16 protein-coding genes are annotated in these 15,895 nt (G+C 64.3%); 12 read left to right on the top strand and 4 right to left on the bottom strand.

The window, feature by feature from the left end; translation table 11 throughout:
- Window positions 1-295 precede the first annotated feature (295 nt).
- Entirely contained in the window at window positions 296-1,579 is a 1,284-nt protein-coding gene (locus ACTHNZ_RS13455; protein ID WP_440542997.1) for an SGNH/GDSL hydrolase family protein, read from the bottom strand.
- Between the two features lie 370 nt (window positions 1,580-1,949).
- Between ACTHNZ_RS13455 and ACTHNZ_RS13450 the strand changes: the two genes are divergently transcribed.
- The 3 genes from ACTHNZ_RS13450 to ACTHNZ_RS13440 are packed head-to-tail and all read left to right on the top strand — an operon-like array spanning window position 1,950 to window position 3,288.
- Entirely contained in the window at window positions 1,950-2,336 is a 387-nt protein-coding gene (locus ACTHNZ_RS13450) for a hypothetical protein (protein ID WP_440542996.1), read from the top strand.
- Between the two features lie 15 nt (window positions 2,337-2,351).
- Window positions 2,352-2,771: a hypothetical protein gene (locus tag ACTHNZ_RS13445; protein WP_440542995.1), complete on the top strand. Its 420-nt coding sequence runs from the start codon at window positions 2,352-2,354 to the stop codon at window positions 2,769-2,771.
- 31 nt (window positions 2,772-2,802) lie between these two features.
- Window positions 2,803-3,288, top strand: coding sequence for a lytic transglycosylase domain-containing protein (locus tag ACTHNZ_RS13440; protein ID WP_440542994.1), 486 nt, complete (start codon window positions 2,803-2,805; stop codon window positions 3,286-3,288).
- A 23-nt stretch (window positions 3,289-3,311) separates the two neighbouring features.
- On the opposite strand, the gene ACTHNZ_RS13435 is transcribed toward ACTHNZ_RS13440, so the two are convergent.
- Window positions 3,312-3,494 carry a hypothetical protein gene (locus ACTHNZ_RS13435; RefSeq protein WP_440542993.1) on the bottom strand — a complete coding sequence of 61 codons (183 nt, stop codon included), beginning with the start codon at window positions 3,492-3,494 and terminating at the stop codon, window positions 3,312-3,314.
- A gap of 204 nt (window positions 3,495-3,698) precedes the next feature.
- Between ACTHNZ_RS13435 and paaA the strand changes: the two genes are divergently transcribed.
- The 7 genes from paaA to ACTHNZ_RS13400 all read left to right on the top strand — a co-directional run bounded on the left by paaA (window position 3,699) and on the right by ACTHNZ_RS13400 (window position 9,378).
- Window positions 3,699-4,697: a 1,2-phenylacetyl-CoA epoxidase subunit PaaA gene (gene paaA / locus ACTHNZ_RS13430; protein WP_440542992.1), complete on the top strand. Its 999-nt coding sequence runs from the start codon at window positions 3,699-3,701 to the stop codon at window positions 4,695-4,697.
- Window positions 4,698-4,788: 91 nt separating this feature from the next.
- The gene (paaB, locus tag ACTHNZ_RS13425) at window positions 4,789-5,073 is read left to right on the top strand and encodes a 1,2-phenylacetyl-CoA epoxidase subunit PaaB (protein ID WP_115534033.1); all 285 of its coding nucleotides are present in this window, start codon (window positions 4,789-4,791) and stop codon (window positions 5,071-5,073) included.
- Window positions 5,074-5,080: 7 nt separating this feature from the next.
- The gene (gene paaC / locus ACTHNZ_RS13420) at window positions 5,081-5,884 is read left to right on the top strand and encodes a 1,2-phenylacetyl-CoA epoxidase subunit PaaC (protein ID WP_440542991.1); all 804 of its coding nucleotides are present in this window, start codon (window positions 5,081-5,083) and stop codon (window positions 5,882-5,884) included.
- A gap of 56 nt (window positions 5,885-5,940) precedes the next feature.
- On the top strand, window positions 5,941-6,510 hold the full coding sequence (gene paaD, locus ACTHNZ_RS13415; RefSeq protein ID WP_440542990.1) for a 1,2-phenylacetyl-CoA epoxidase subunit PaaD: 570 nt from the start codon (window positions 5,941-5,943) through the stop codon (window positions 6,508-6,510).
- 2 nt (window positions 6,511-6,512) lie between these two features.
- Complete coding sequence (gene paaE / locus ACTHNZ_RS13410) at window positions 6,513-7,682, top strand: 1,2-phenylacetyl-CoA epoxidase subunit PaaE (protein WP_440542989.1); 1,170 nt, start codon at window positions 6,513-6,515, stop codon at window positions 7,680-7,682.
- A gap of 160 nt (window positions 7,683-7,842) precedes the next feature.
- Window positions 7,843-8,442 (top strand): TetR/AcrR family transcriptional regulator, encoded by a 600-nt coding sequence (locus ACTHNZ_RS13405; protein ID WP_440542988.1) that lies wholly within the window; start codon window positions 7,843-7,845, stop codon window positions 8,440-8,442.
- Window positions 8,443-8,694: 252 nt separating this feature from the next.
- Window positions 8,695-9,378, top strand: coding sequence for a GNAT family N-acetyltransferase (locus ACTHNZ_RS13400; protein ID WP_440542987.1), 684 nt, complete (start codon window positions 8,695-8,697; stop codon window positions 9,376-9,378).
- Window positions 9,379-9,490: 112 nt separating this feature from the next.
- On the opposite strand, the gene ACTHNZ_RS13395 is transcribed toward ACTHNZ_RS13400, so the two are convergent.
- Window positions 9,491-9,982 (bottom strand): Lrp/AsnC family transcriptional regulator, encoded by a 492-nt coding sequence (locus ACTHNZ_RS13395; protein ID WP_440542986.1) that lies wholly within the window; start codon window positions 9,980-9,982, stop codon window positions 9,491-9,493.
- A 186-nt stretch (window positions 9,983-10,168) separates the two neighbouring features.
- Between ACTHNZ_RS13395 and hppD the strand changes: the two genes are divergently transcribed.
- The gene (hppD, locus tag ACTHNZ_RS13390) at window positions 10,169-11,266 is read left to right on the top strand and encodes a 4-hydroxyphenylpyruvate dioxygenase (RefSeq protein ID WP_440542985.1); all 1,098 of its coding nucleotides are present in this window, start codon (window positions 10,169-10,171) and stop codon (window positions 11,264-11,266) included.
- Between the two features lie 173 nt (window positions 11,267-11,439).
- Here hppD and ACTHNZ_RS13385 read toward each other — a convergent pair whose 3' ends face one another.
- Window positions 11,440-11,742 carry a hypothetical protein gene (locus ACTHNZ_RS13385; protein ID WP_440542984.1) on the bottom strand — a complete coding sequence of 101 codons (303 nt, stop codon included), beginning with the start codon at window positions 11,740-11,742 and terminating at the stop codon, window positions 11,440-11,442.
- 388 nt (window positions 11,743-12,130) lie between these two features.
- Between ACTHNZ_RS13385 and ACTHNZ_RS13380 the strand changes: the two genes are divergently transcribed.
- On the top strand, window positions 12,131-15,721 hold the full coding sequence (locus ACTHNZ_RS13380) for an indolepyruvate ferredoxin oxidoreductase family protein (protein ID WP_440542983.1): 3,591 nt from the start codon (window positions 12,131-12,133) through the stop codon (window positions 15,719-15,721).
- Window positions 15,722-15,895 lie beyond the last annotated feature (174 nt).

The following is a 15,895-nucleotide window of genomic DNA, read 5'->3' as shown; positions in this document are numbered from 1 at the left end:
CGCGTTCGCCATCAAGCGCCCACACTTATCGGCTGTAAATTTTTAAAGATCGCGTCGCTCAACCGTCAGCCGCACCGAAGAACTTCCTTCTAGCACCGCCCGTCTTGCGTTGCTGCATCAGCAGCAGAGAAACGAGATTATGCAGAGTCTTTCACATCGCGTCAACAGTTTTTTTAACTCACCGCTTAAAACCTGTTGCCGCCGGCGCCGCTTCGTCGCCGCCCCTCAAAGGAGGATGCGAATCATAGGTCAAACACACCGCACATGACAAGGGTGTGTCGCACATATTTTTTATTTACCGATGCACCGCCGCCTCGATCGATTCGAGCGGCACGGCGGCGGCCATCGCCGCGTAGCCCTCGTCGCTCGGGTGAATGTGATCGCCGCTGTCGAAGCGGCGCTGCAGGCGGTCCGGATGCGCAGTGTCGCGCAGCGCCGCATCGAAATCGACCACACCGTCGAACGCCCGGCTCGTCCGGATCCAGTCGTTCACGGCCGTGCGGACCGCCTCGCGCGCCGGCGGCAGCGATGCCGGCGTCAGCGTTGCACCGAAGATGCGCACGCCGCTGCGATGCGCGCGCTCGATCAATCGCCGATAGCCGTCGGTCAGATCACGCGCCGTCACGGCAGTGTGCGGAAAGTCGCAGTCCAGGCCGGCGCGTGGCGGCATCGAGGCGAAATTGATGTCGTTGATCCCAATCAGAACGATTACGGCGCCTACGCCACCGTGCCCCAGCGCATCGCGCTCGAAGCGCCGGCCGAGCGCCTCGCCGTAGCACGGCGAATCGCTGAGCAGCCGGTTGCCGCTGATGCCGAGATTGAGCACCGCCGTTTGCGCCATGCCGGCTTGCCCGAGACGGCGTGCGAACGCGTCGGGCCAGCGGTGGTTCCGGTTCAGGCTGGAACGCAAACCGTCGGTAATCGAATCGCCGATCGCGGCAACCGCCCTCGCGTTCGGTGCACGCACGTCGAGCGCGCTGACCCATGCCGATTCGGTGAACTTGCGCGGGTACGCGCTCGACGCCGTATCCGCGGCGTGATCGCCGTCCGTCGACACGTAATTGACTTGATTCGCGACCCGATGCCAAGCAGTCAGCGTCTGGTGCGGCCCGGCAACGAGGCTGACGGCGTACGGTTCGCCAGCGGTCAGTTCCGCTTCAGCCCAATCGGTGTCGGTCTCGGCGCCCGGCTTCAGCGTAATCGAGGGCTTGCCCCCGAACGTCAACCGCACCATCGTGCCCGGCTCGATTGCCGCGCCGCCCGCGGAGCGAGCAAGGCTCACGTCGGTCAGCGTCAGCGGCCCGCGCCCATAGACGTTGCTGATCCGAACGCGCACGCCACGTCCCGAAACGGTGGGATAGATGATCTGCCGGACCGTGCGGCCGGCCACGTCCGGCGTCCGATAAAGCGGTGGCGGGTCGGAAATATCGGGGATCGATTGCAAGGCCGTCGCCCAGGCGGTCACCCAGCCGCTCGGAGGCTGCGTCGGCGCCGCCGCATGCGCGGGCCATGAAATCATCGTGGAAGACAACAGCGCTGCCAAAGCGCCGAGCACGCGCGGAATGGAACGAGCAAGCATGGGTGCGGAAATCGGACGAACCGGAACGAGACCAAACGGCGATTGTGCCTGACGCGCGCGGCCACGATAAGAGAATCCGTCGCGAGCGTCCATTGAGCGGCCAGCCCGCCGGCGGCGAGCAGCCTCTCCCCGGTTGGCGGCGGCGATGCGGATCACAAGCAGAGACAAAGCGACTTGTTTGATGGGAGTATTTACTTATATGCCGTCCGGTCGGGGCTTTGGCCGGCGCACGCGCGGCGCTTCGAACGCACCGCCAGGGCAAGGTGCTCACGCTTTCGGGTCGGCTCCGGTCCGGAGGATTTTGCATTCGTCGGTTTTAATCATTGGGGCCGCACTGCCGATAACGCACTTTCTAGTGTTGGAGATCACCGTGAAAGCCTTCATCTGTCTTCTTGTGGTCGCTGCGCTATCCGGATGCGCGCAGATGCAGGCCTCGCGATCGAACGACGGCCAGTCATCGGCCGCAACGGCCCATGCTCACGCAGCCGCCAAACTCGTCGACATCGCGATTCCCGCCGACGCGCTCGGCGCGCGCGATCCTCATTTGACCGAAGTGCTCGTGAAGGTCGGGACGCTCGCTTCGCGGCAGCCGCAGCCGACGCGGATCGTCATCGCCGCCTTGGCACAGGATTTCACGTATTTGAATCAATCGGTCAAGCGCGGCATCGCGCCGGGACGCGCAAGCGCGGTCAGCATCGAAAACGTCACGGCCGGCAGTTGCCAGCCGTACAGCGTGCAAGTCCTGCCCACCGAATAGCTTCCGGAGACGCCCATGATTTCGCGTACCGCACTCGCGCTGACCTGCGCTTTCGGCTTCGCGGCCATGCCGCCGGCGCAGGCGCAAACGAATGCGCTAGGCAATGCTGCCGCTCTGTCCGCCAAGCCTCCCGCGGAAGGCGCGGGTCCCAACCAGCTGTTCCCACCGCTGCCCTCGCTCGCTTCGCTGCCGCCATCCGCCGCCGAGCAAATTGAAGAAGCACCCGCCGTCGGCAGCGCGCATCGTTCCGGCAAACGGGGCCGCCGCGCGGCGCCGCACCGAAGCGTGGCCGAGACGAGCGTGCGAATGGTCGTCAGCGACGAGTCCCAGGCGTATTTGACCGAGGTGGATCGCAAGCTCGACGAGGCGCTGCACAATACGGCGCGCGAAGGACGCGTGGGCGCCGACGCCGTTTCGGTCGCCTTGACCCGATAGCCCCGCGCCTCACCGATAGGAGCTCATCGTCATGCCGCCATTTTTGCCCTTCTCCACGCTTCGCTGCGGGGCGGCGAAGCTCGGTATCGCCGCCGCGGTTGCCGTTTGCCTCCTGTCGGGCTCGAGCGCCGCCCATGCGGCCGATGACGACTGCTTCGCCCGCGCGGGCGCCTATCAGGGCGTCAACCCGATGATCCTGCGCGCGATCGCCTGGTACGAATCGAAAGGCGACCCGAGCGCCGTTCACCGCAACGCGGACGGCAGCATCGACGTAGGCCAGGCGCAGATCAACTCGGTGCATTTCGCGGAACTGCGGCGTTACGGGGTGCCGCCGGGCGCGCTCAAGGACGCTTGCGTCAATACCTACGTCGCCGCCTGGATGCTCAAGCAGAAGATGATCCGCTACGGCAACACCTGGCATGCCATCGGCGCGTATCACTCCGAGACGCCGTCGCTGCGCGATCGCTACGCGCGCAGCATCCACGCCGTGCTCGTGTCGTGGGGCATGGCTCAGTAGCACTATGCTGCGTGCCTGCGGCATCACTCCCGGTGCTGGGTGATGATCTCGTAGCCGGGTTCGGCGTTCCGGCGCGCGGCATTCTCCGCATCTTCATACGAGAGGAAGCGCTCGGCTTCCTCGAACGACGGCGTCATACCGACGTCGCCATCTTCGCCCGGGCAGAGGTACTGCTCGCCGGTCTTCACGAAATAGACGGTCGTCATGGTCGCTATGCGAGACGGTGGAATATAGGACGGATACGTTCAGTCTAGCAGCCCATGGCCGTGCCGTTGGCCGCCCCTTTCGTCGCTTTCCCCCCGCCCCGCCTTCCGCCGCCTCATCGAGCCGATCTCAAATAAATTTATTGACCGACCGGTCGGTTGGTTTATACTCGCGTCAACATACAACTCCGAAACGGGATTGTCCCCATGTATACGCAATCACTCGACATTCCGGGCAACGTCGCCGCGCTCGACACGGGCGCGCTTGCTCCCGAGCAAGGACGCTTCGACGCCGTCGTTGCGGCGGACGGCAAGATCGAGCCCCAAGACTGGATGCCGGACGCGTACCGTAAGACGCTCGTGCGGCAAATCTCGCAGCACGCGCACTCGGAAATCGTCGGCATGTTGCCCGAAGGCAACTGGATCTCGCGCGCGCCGAGCCTGAAGCGCAAGGCCATCTTGCTCGCGAAAGTGCAGGACGAGGGCGGACATGGCCTTTATCTCTACAGCGCCGCCGAAACGCTGGGCGTATCGCGGGACGATCTCGTCGACGCCCTGAACAGCGGGCGCGCGAAATATTCGAGCATCTTCAACTATCCGACGCCGACTTGGGCGGATGTCGGCGTGATCGGCTGGCTCGTCGACGGCGCCGCGATCATGAATCAGATTCCGCTTTGCCGCTGCACCTACGGCCCCTATGCGCGAGCCATGATCCGCATCTGCAAGGAGGAGTCGTTCCACCAGCGTCAAGGCTTCGACGCGCTGATGTCGATGATGAAGGGCACGCGCGCGCAGCGCGAGCTCGTCCAGCAGGCCGTGGATCGCTGGTGGTGGCCCGTCTTGATGATGTTCGGGCCGAGCGATAAGGATTCGGTCCACAGCAATCAATCGGCGAAGTGGGGCATCAAGCGCATTTCCAACGACGATCTGCGGCAAAAGTTCGTCGATGCGACGGTTGCGCAGGCGAAGGTGCTCGGCGTGACGCTGCCCGACCCCGATCTCGCGTGGAACGAGGCGCGCGGTCATTACGACTACGGCGCGATCGACTGGGAAGAATTCTGGCGCGTCGTGAACGGCGACGGCCCCTGCAACAAGGAGCGTCTCGCGACGCGCGTGAAGGCCCACGAGGATGGCGCCTGGGTGCGCGAGGCAGCCCTCGCCCACGCGGAAAAAGCCCGCGCCCGCGCGCAGCAAGCCGCGGCGTGACGGGCCGCTAGGAGCCGCTACGACCCGCTGCGAGCCGCCGGTGCCGCTCGTCACGCAAACCATGCATAGCCAAACATTCAGGAGTGAGTTCATGAACAAGGAATGGCCGATTTGGGAAGTCTTCGTGCGCAGCAAGCAGGGCCTCGATCATAAGCACTGCGGCAGCCTGCACGCCGCGGATGCGTCGATGGCGCTGCGCATGGCGCGCGACGTCTACACGCGGCGCCAAGAGGGCGTCAGCATTTGGGTCGTGCCCGCCGCGGCGATCACGGCGTCCGATCCGAACGACAAGGCGGACCTGTTCGAGCCGGCCGGCGACAAGATCTATCGCCACCCGACGTTCTATACGCTGCCCGACGCAGTCAACCACATGTAACCGTGTCATGACCACCACGCCCGAACATCTCTCCTACGTGCTGCGCCTCGCCGACAACGCATTGATCCTCGGCCAGCGCAACGCCGAATGGTGCGGCCACGGTCCGGTGCTCGAAGAGGACATCGCGCTCGCGAACATGAGCCTCGACCTCATCGGCCAAGCGCGCATGCTTTACTCGCACGCGGCGACGCTCGAGCAGGCGCTGACGGGAACGGCCAAGACCGAAGACGACTACGCCTACTTCCGCACCGAGCGCGAGTTCGCGAACTATACGCTCGTCGAATTGCCCCACTGCGGGCCGCTCGCGGGGACGGCGCGCGGCGATCGCGACTACGCGGTCACGATCGTGCGCAACTACCTCTACACCGCGTTGATGGCGCATGTCTGGGCGGCCCTCGAAAGCTCGAAGGACGCGCAGCTCGCGGCGATCGCGTCGAAGTCGATCAAGGAAACGCGCTACCAGGTGACGCACGCGCGCGATTGGCTCGTGCGCTTGGGCGACGGCACCGAGGAATCGCACCGGCGCGCGCAGGCGGCGCTCGACTATCTGATGCCCTATATGCGCGAATGCTTCGCGGCCGATCCGCTCGAGCAGGCCGTGGCGGCGGCGGGCATCGGCGTGCGTGCCGCCGATTTCGAATCGGCTTGGCTGCGCGACGTGCAGGCAGCACTCGATGAGGCCACACTGACACTACCCGCACCCGTCGCCCACGTGACGACGGGCAAGCACGGCGAGCATTCGGAGCATATGGGCTTCTTGCTGGCGGAGATGCAGAGCCTCGCGCGCCAGCATCCGGGCGCGACTTGGTGATCGCGCACGCGCCGTCCACGCCACGTCTTCTTCGTTCTCAGCCCACGGTCAGCGATATGTCGAGCTCTTCGAATCTTGCCCAAAGCGACGCCATGCCGGCAGCGGCGAACGACGAGGCGCTCGAGCGCGCCTGGTCCGTGCTCGAATCGGTCCCCGATCCCGAGATTCCCGTCGTGTCGATTCGTGAACTCGGCATCTTGCGCGGCGTGGCGCGGACCGAGGACGGCGTGCTCGAAGTGGTCATCACGCCAACCTACTCGGGGTGCCCGGCGATGGCGCACATCGCCGAAGACATCGCACATGCGCTGGAAGCGGCGGGCCTGACGCCCCACAGGATAAAGACGGTGCTCGCACCTGCGTGGACCACCGATTGGATCACGCCGCCCGCGCGCGAAAAACTGCGAGCCTACGGCATCGCGCCGCCGAGCGGCCGTTGCGCGAGCACGGCCGTCGCCGGCCATGAGCAAGCGATTCGCTTCGTGCCGCGCGCCGACGCCTCCCCGAGCTGCCCGCGCTGCGGCTCGGCGCACACCGAGCGCTTGTCGCAATTCGGCTCAACGGCCTGCAAGGCGCTCTATCGGTGTGTGGACTGCCGCGAACCCTTCGACTACTTCAAACCGTACTAAACATGAACGACTCCCACGCTCACTACCGTTCGCTGCCCCCGGGAGGGGCGCCAGCCTCCCTTGGGACGGCCCGGCGGGAGGCTGGCGCTTCCCCGCGATTTCATTCACTGCGCATCCGCGAGGTGCGGCCCGAGACGGCCGATGCGGTTTCCGTTTCGTTCGAGGTGCCGCCCGAGTTGCGCGAGGCTTACCGCTTCACGCAAGGGCAATTCGTGACGCTGAAGGCGCACGTCGACGGCGAGGAGACGCGGCGCTCCTACTCGATCTGCGTCGGCGTGACCGACTACGATCGCAACGGTGAACTGCGCATCGGGATCAAGCGCGTGCGCGGCGGCCGCTTTTCGAACTTCGCGTTCGATACGCTGCAACCCGGCCACGTCGTCGACGTCATGACGCCCGACGGCCGCTTCTTCACGCATTTGAATGCCGAACAAGGCAAGCAATACGTCGCTTTCTCCGGGGGCTCGGGCATCACGCCCGTCCTAGCGATCGTCAAGACGACGCTCGACGTCGAGCCGCGCAGCACGTTCACGCTCGTCTACGGCAATCGCAGCGTCGATGCGATCATGTTCGCGGAGGAGCTCGAAGATCTGAAGAACCGCTACATGAGCCGGTTGGTTCTCTACAACGTGCTCTCCGACGACATGCAGGACGTCGATCTCTTCAACGGGGTGCTCGATCAGGCCAAGTGCGCCGCCTTCCTCGAGACGCTCGTTCCGGCCGAGTCGATCGACGAAGCGTTCATTTGCGGGCCGGCTCCGATGATGGATGCCGCTGAAGCGGCGCTCAAAGCCGCGGGCGTCGCCGATTCGAAAATCCATGTCGAGCGCTTCGGCACGCCGCTGCCGCAGGCCGGTGCCCCCGTCGTCGAGATCACCGAACAAACGCCGGCCGCCGAGCTCGAAATCGTCATCGACGGCAATCGACGCAAGCTGCGGCTGCCCTACGAGGGCGCGAGCCTGCTCGACGTCGGGCTGCATGCGGGCTTGGCGCTGCCATATGCCTGCAAGGGCGGCGTATGTTGCACCTGCCGGGCCAAAGTGCTCGAAGGCGAGGTGAGGATGGACAAGAACTACACGCTCGAGGAACAGGAAATCCGCGACGGGTTCGTGTTGACGTGTCAGTGCCATCCCGTCACCGAGCGCGTCGTCGTGAGCTACGACGAACGCTGACCAGCGCCGCGTTTCGCGTAAACTAGCGCCGCGGCGGCCACGGCGCGCGGCACACTGGGCGAGCGGATGGTTCCCTCGCCCGGCGAGCGACGCGTAACAGCGACGATCACGACTCCCCCGATTGCTCGCGCCTCAGCCGGCCTATAACGACGACGACATCATGGCCCGTACCCGAGCACCCGATCACGAAACCCAGCGCGAGCAGATTCTCGAACTCGCCGCGTCCGCCTTTGCGCAAACGAGTTATCCGAGCACGTCCATGGCCGACCTCGCCGCGGCCAGCGGCACGTCGAAAGCACGCCTTTACCACTACTACGAAAGCAAGGAAGCGATTCTGTTCGATCTGCTCGATCGCTACACGAAACGGCTCATGCTCATCATCGCCGAGGTCGAAGGCTCGAGCCAACGGCGCGGGCTGACCGAGCGCGAGACGTTCGCGGAGCTCGTTCGCGCGTTCCTGGCGGAGTATGAAACGTCGCACAGCCGGCACGTGGCCCTGCTCAACGACGTCAAGTACTTGGTCGATGCCCAGCGCGAGGTCGTGCTCGATCGCCAGCGCGACATCGTCGCGGCGTTTGCACGGCAACTGGCTCGCGCCTATCCGGAACGCGTCTCGAAAGAAAACCAAACGGCCGTCACGATGATGGTGTTCGGGATGATCAATTGGACTTTCACTTGGCTGAAGCCGGGCGGCCGGCTCGGCTACCGCGACTTTGCCGACCAAGTCATCGGCCTTCTGGAGAACGGGCTCGTCCCCTAGTCGTCGTATAGCCCCTTCGCGAACGCTGCATCGCAGCATTCGCCATCGCACCATTTCGTCGGTCAAATCGACTCGACGCGCTTTTGCAACAGCGCGTTTACCGCTAAAAATCAGTAAGTTAGGCCGATTTTTAGACTCAATAGAGGCGCTCCTCGGGTGAAGACTCGGGTTTTCCCTAACAGGAAGATGCGGATCGGGTAAAATTCACATTGCGCTGCAGCACGGGCGCATGACGAAAAGGAGGAACCCACGATGAACCCGCAACCATCCACACGCGCCAGCGCATCGATCGAGCAGCACGACAGCGCCTCGCAGGCGGCCCATCGTGCCCCCGTACTCGTGCGCGAGCTGACGGCCGGCGATCGCGAGCAGTTGCTCGCCCACTTTCTCGCGCTCGGCGACGACGATCGCCTGCTGCGCTTCGGCCAAGCCGCCCCCGACCACGTCATCGAGAACTACGTGCGGTCGATCGACTTCGCACGCGATACGGTGTTCGGCGTCTACGATCATCGGCTCGAACTCGTCGGCGTCGGCCATTTGGCCTACTTGCCCGCCGACGGCGATCGGCGCACGGCCGAATTCGGCGTATCGGTGCTCGAACGCTCGCGCGGCATCGGCGTCGGCTCGCAGTTGTTCGAGCGCGCCGCCATTCGCAGCCGCAACACACGCGTCACGACGCTCTATATGTACTGCCTCTCGCGCAACACGACGATGATGCACATCGCCAAGAAGGCGGGCATGAAGATCGAGTACGCCTACGGCAGCGCCGACGCCTACTTGACGCTGCCGCCGGCCGATCAAGCGAGCATCATCACGGAAATGCTCCAGGAACAAGCGGCCGCGTTCGATTATGCAATCAAGCGCCAGACGCGCAATACCGCACGCATCATCGAAGCGATGATGCCGGCCGAAGACGAAGCCGACGTGCTCGCCTAAGGCCTACCTTCCCCCTCGCGCGCCGCTCTCCCCTGTGCGGCGCGCACAACGAGGCGGCTTCGGCCGCCTCGTTCCTTTTGCGCGGCCCGCATGGCGAACGGCGCGGCGGCCTTCAAACGATCGGCAGCGCCGTCGTCTCCTTGAACGATTCGAGCGCGAAGCTCGTTTTGACGTCGATCACGGACGGATGGTGCAGCAACTGATCCTGCACGAAGTGCGAGAAGTGCGCCATGTCCTTCACCTGCACGCGCAATAGATAGTCCATCTCGCCGGTCATCGCGTGGCAAGCAACGACTTCCGGCCACGATTGCACCGCGGCGCGAAACAGTTCGGCATGCGTCGTCCCCGCGTGCCCCGTTGCGCCGCCGCGCTTTTCCAAGCGCACGTTGACGTATGCGAGCAGCCCAAGGCCCAGCTTTTGCGGATCGAGCAGCGCCACGTAGCCGCGAATGATGCCCGCCTCCTCGAGCCGCCGGATGCGCCGCAGACACGGGCTCGGCGAGAGGTTCACGCGTTCGGCGATGTCCTGATTCGAGGCTCGCCCGTTTTCCTGCAAAAACGCGAGGATGCGCCTGTCCACCGCATCGAGTTCGATCTCGGCCATTTTCTCACTCCGCTCGATTCGCTCGAGACACAAAATTGCGCAATCGTAGTGCCAACCGACGAAGATCGCAAATTTTCGCCTGCACACCCGCTATACACTTGCGTCTATTGTGATCAGTAAAGCGCGACGCTGACGCGTACCGTCGGCGCGAGCGTCGACTCGCCGACATCCAAACCGGAGACGAACATGCAAGTTCAAACGTGGGAGAACCCCGTCGGCACCGACGGCTTCGAATTCATCGAGTACACGGCCCCCGATCCGAAAGCGCTCGGCACGCTGTTCGAGCAAATGGGCTTCACGGCGATCGCCCGCCACCGTCATAAAGACGTGACGCTGTACCGCCAGGGCGATATCAACTTCATCGTCAACGGCGAGCCCGACTCGTTCGCGCAACGCTTCACGCGCTTGCACGGTCCGTCGATTTGCGCGATCGCCTTCCGCGTGCAAGATGCCGCCAAGGCATACAAGCACGCGCTCGAGCTCGGCGCTTGGGGCTTCGACAACAAGACGGGCCCGATGGAGCTCAACATCCCCGCCATCAAAGGCATCGGCGATTCGCTCATCTACTTCGTCGATCGCTGGCGCGGGAAGAACGGCGCGCAGCCCGGCAGCGTCGGCGACATCGATATCTATGACGTCGACTTCGAACCGATCCCGGGTGCCAACCCGCGGCCGGCCGGCCACGGGCTCACCTACATCGACCATCTGACGCACAACGTCCATCGCGGCCGCATGCGGGAATGGGCCGCGTTCTACGAGCGGCTATTCAATTTCCGCGAGATCCGCTACTTCGATATCGAAGGCAAGGTGACGGGCGTCAAATCGAAGGCGATGACGTCGCCGTGCGGCAAGATCCGTATCCCGATCAACGAGGAAGGCTCGGAGACGGCCGGCCAGATCCAGGAATATCTCGACGCCTATCACGGCGAAGGCATTCAACACATCGCGCTCGGCTCGAAAGATATCTATCGCACCGTGGACGGCCTGCGCGCGTCCGGGATCAAGCTGCTCGACACGATCGACACCTACTATGAACTCGTCGACCGCCGCATCCCGGGGCATAGGGAGCCGCTCGACGAACTGAAGAAGCGCAAGATCCTGATCGACGGCGCCAAAGACGATTTGCTGCTGCAGATCTTCACCGAGAATCAGATCGGGCCGATCTTCTTCGAGATCATCCAGCGCAAGGGCAATCAGGGGTTCGGGGAGGGCAACTTCAAGGCGTTGTTCGAATCGATCGAGCTCGACCAGATTCGGCGCGGGGTCGTGCAGGACAAGGCCTGAGCGGCCTGAACGGAAGTGTGCGGCGGGCCTGATGCGGGGCGGGTCCGATGCGCGGTCGGTTCGATGCGGGGTCGCTCCGGGCCGCTCACTGCCGCCGCGGGCCACCGTAACAGTGAACGCGCCGTATCTCTGGTACGCCCGGCGCGGCCGCCGCGGGCCGCGCGCATCGGTGATTACATCAGCGGGAGCGACTCGACACCCGCGTCATCGCGCGCATCGGCGCGCTGCGAAGCCGATGCCGTCTCGATCGTCGACACATGCTTGCGGCTAGCGCGCGCGATCGGCGTGTGCCGTGCCGGTGCATCGCCCATCGACGCGGCCCAGCGCTCTGCCGGCCCTGCACCGATGCCCGCCTTCGCTATCGTGCGCGAAACCGCCGCCGAGACCATACCGGCTTGTGCCTGGCGCACCGGCAGGTTCATCGCAAAAAATGCGGCGGAAACCATCAAGAACGTTTGAACGTGTCGCTTTTCCATCTGTACTCCTTTTATTCATCGCGCTGACGCGCTTCGTGCTCCCGAAGCACCGGTGCGGTGCCGGGCCACGCGCCCGCCATGCCGCGCGGGTCGACGAATTAGACCAGGCCATATCCGGCCGTTCCAGCCAAAAAACAAGACGTTACGGCCGTTACAGACGGATACCTGCGTCCGCAGCCTCGTTTCGCAAGCGCTTATGAGACAGCGCGACGCTGCGAAAGGCTTGCCAGGTAAGCGATGGCACTATTTTTGACAGATGCGGCGGGTTTCCACCAGTGCTACCATCGCCAAAAAACCGTCAATATGGCGGCCCCGGCCGACGCATCCACAAGATGCCCGAGGCTGAGACGTTTTGGTGATCCCAAACAGGGTTGAGGAGTCAATACAAATGAATGCCCCGCTAGACGCAGGTCAGCGAGCCTCGCTGGAAGCTGCGCTATCGTCCGTCACGCTCGACGACAAATACACGCTCGAACGCGGCCGCGCTTACATGAGCGGCATTCAGGCGCTGGTGCGCCTGCCGATGCTGCAACACGCGCGCGATCACGCCGCCGGCCTCAATACGGCCGGTTTCATCTCCGGCTATCGCGGCTCCCCGCTCGGCGGTCTCGACCTCGCCCTCTGGAAAGCCAAGAAACATCTCGCCGCCAATCAAGTCGTGTTTCAGCCCGGGATCAACGAAGATCTCGCCGCGACCGCCGTTTGGGGCACGCAACAGGTCAATCTCTATCCCGGCGCCAAGTACGACGGGGTCTTCTCGATGTGGTACGGCAAGGGCCCCGGCGTGGACCGCTCGGGCGACGTGCTCAAGCACGGCAATTCGGCCGGCTCGTCGCCGCACGGCGGCGTGCTCGTGCTGGCCGGCGACGACCACGCTTGCAAGTCCTCGACGCTCGCGCACCAGTCCGAGCACATCTTCAAGGCCTGCGGCCTGCCCGTGCTATTTCCGTCGAACGTTCAGGAATATCTCGACTTCGGCCTGCACGGCTGGGCGATGAGCCGCTACTCGGGGCTTTGGGTCGCGATGAAGTGCGTGACCGACGTCGTGGAATCGTCGGCCTCGGTCGACATCGATCCGCATCGCACGCAAATCGTCTTGCCGAGCGACTTCGCGATGCCCGAAGGCGGCCTGAACATTCGCTGGCCCGATCCACCGCTCGTTCAGGAAGCGCGGCTGCTCGACTACAAGTGGTACGCGGCGCTCGCCTACGTGCGCGCGAACAAGCTCGACCGCGTCGAGATCGATTCGCCGCATGCGCGCTTCGGCATCATCACGGGCGGCAAGGCCTACCTCGACGTGCGCCAGGCGCTCGTCGACCTGGGGCTCGACGACGAAACCTGCTCGCGCATCGGCATTCGGCTCTACAAGGTCGGCTGCGTCTGGCCGCTCGAAGCGCAAGGCGCGCAAGCGTTCGCCCGCGGGCTCGAGGAAATTCTCGTCGTCGAAGAAAAGCGTCAGATTCTCGAATACGCCATCAAGGAAGAGCTGTACAACTGGCCCGACGGCCAGCGTCCGCGCGTGTTCGGCAAGTTCGACGAAAAGGACGGTGCCGGCGGCGAATGGTCGGTGCCGATGGGCAACTGGCTGCTGCCCGCGCATTACGAGCTCTCGCCGGCACTGATCGCGAAGGCGATCGCCACGCGGCTCGAGAAGTTCGAACTTCCGTCCGACGTGCGTGAACGCATCGCCGAACGCCTGGGCGTCATCGACGCAAAGGAAAAAGCGCTGGCCAAGCCGCGCGTCACCGCGGAGCGCAAGCCCTGGTTCTGCTCAGGCTGCCCGCACAACACGTCGACGAACGTGCCCGACGGCTCGCGCGCGATGGCCGGCATCGGCTGCCACTATATGACGGTCTGGATGGACCGCAATACGAGCACGTTCAGCCAGATGGGCGGCGAAGGCGTCGCATGGACAGGCCAGGCGCCGTTCACGAACGAGAAGCACGTATTCGCGAATCTCGGCGACGGCACCTATTTCCATTCGGGCTTGCTCGCGATTCGCGCAGCGATCGCCGCGAAAGCGAACATCACCTACAAGATCCTCTACAACGACGCCGTCGCAATGACGGGCGGCCAGCCCGTCGACGGCGTGCTGACCGTGCCGCAGATCACGCATCAACTGGCGGCGGAAGGGGCAAGGAAGATCGTCATCGTCACCGACGAGCCGCAGAAATACAGCGGCACGTCGCTACTCGCACTGGGCGTCACGATCCACCACCGCGACGAGCTCGATGCCGTGCAACGCGAGTTGCGCGAGATCGAGGGCACGACGATCCTCATCTACGATCAAACGTGCGCGACCGAGAAACGGCGCCGCCGCAAGAAGGGCGAATTCCCCGATCCGGCGCGGCGCGTCGTCATCAACGAAGCCGTCTGCGAAGGATGCGGCGATTGCTCCGTGCAGTCGAACTGCCTTTCGGTGGAGCCGCTCGAAACCGAGCTCGGTACGAAGCGTCAGATCAATCAGTCGAGCTGCAACAAGGACTTCTCGTGCCTGAAGGGCTTTTGCCCGAGCTTCGTGACCGTCGAGGGCGGCCAGCTGCGCAAGCCCAAATCGCTCGGCACGAAGGTGAGCGATGGCCTGCCCGAGATTCCCGAGCCGACGCTGCCGGAGATCTCTCGCCCCTATGGCGTGCTCGTCACGGGCGTGGGCGGCACGGGAGTCGTGACGATCGGTGCGCTGCTCGGCATGGCCGCGCATCTCGAGCAAAAGGGCGTGACCGTGCTCGACGTGACCGGTCTCGCGCAAAAGGGCGGCGCCGTCATGAGCCACGTCCAGATCGCGAGCAAGCCGACCGATATCCATGCGACGCGCATCGCGATGGGCGAAGCGAATCTCGTCATCGGCTGCGATGCCATCGTCACGGCCGGCGACGAATGCACGTCGCGCATGAAGTTCGGCATGACGCGCGTCGTCGTCAATAGCTCTAAAACGCCGACGGCCGAGTTCATCAAGAACCCGAACTGGACGTTCCCCGGCACGAGCACGGAGCAAGACGTGCGCGCGGCGGCCGGAGACAAGGTCGATGTCGTCGATGCGAACCGCTTCGCCGTGGCGCTGCTCGGCGATGCGATCTACACGAACCCGTTCGTGCTCGGTTATGCATGGCAGCGCGGGTGGCTGCCGCTCGAGCATCGCTCGCTCGTGCGGGCAATCGAGTTGAACGGTGTGCAGGTCGAGAAGAACTTGGCCGCGTTCGAATGGGGCCGGCGTGCCGCGTTCGATCTTGCCAGCGTCGAACGTGCGGCCAAACCGGCTGCGGCGGCGCAAGACGCGGGCGCGACGGTCATCTCGCTGCATACGAAGAAGTCGGTCGATGCGCTGATCGCCAAGCGTGTCGAATGGTTGACGGCCTATCAGGATGCCGCCTATGCGAAGCGTTACGAAACGCTCGTGACGCAAGTGCGTGCAGCCGAACAAGCGTCGCTTGCCGATGGCAGCGGCGTGAGCGAGCCGCTCACGGAAGCCGTCGCGCGCAATCTGTACAAGCTGATGGCGTACAAGGACGAGTATGAAGTGGCGCGCCTGCAGACGGATCCGGCGTTCCTAGCCAAGCTGCGGGAGCAGTTCGAGGGAGATTGGAAGCTGAACTACCATCTCGCGCCGCCGCTGTTGGCGAAGAAGGATGCGAACGGCCATCTCGTGAAGAAGCAGTATGGCCCGTGGATGCTGTCGGCGTTCAAGCTGCTCGCGAAGATGAAGTTCCTGCGCGGCTCGGCGTTCGATCTGTTCGGCAAGACCGAGGAGCGCCGCACCGAGCGTGCGTTGATCGGCGAGTACGAAGCGCTCGTGCGCGAAGTCATCGCGGGTGTGAAGGCCGACAACCTGCCGCTCGCGCTCGATCTCGCGAATCTGCCCGATGGCATTCGTGGCTACGGCCATGTGAAGGAGAACAACCTGAAGGCCGTGCGCGTGAAGTGGAACGATCTGCTCACGAAGTGGCGCACGCCGGGCGGGGCGACGCGGCACGCTGCGTAAGCGGCAAGGCGATCTCCTGTGCCATTCGAGGCGGCTTCCCCAATTTCCCTTGGTCTGGACGTTGGGTGACGCAGTTGTGCCTCGGCGGCACGGTGACCGGATACGCCGTAGCGGTCGGTGGGGCGGGCGGGCACTCGCCTACGTCGAACAGCCTTTTACTCCTCCGGCGAGTGC

Source organism: Trinickia sp., from assembly GCF_051953955.1.
In the GTDB taxonomy this organism is placed as follows: domain Bacteria; phylum Pseudomonadota; class Gammaproteobacteria; order Burkholderiales; family Burkholderiaceae; genus Trinickia.
The sequence above is the reverse complement of the archived record's forward strand: the minus strand, read 5'-3'. Positions and strand labels throughout refer to the sequence as shown.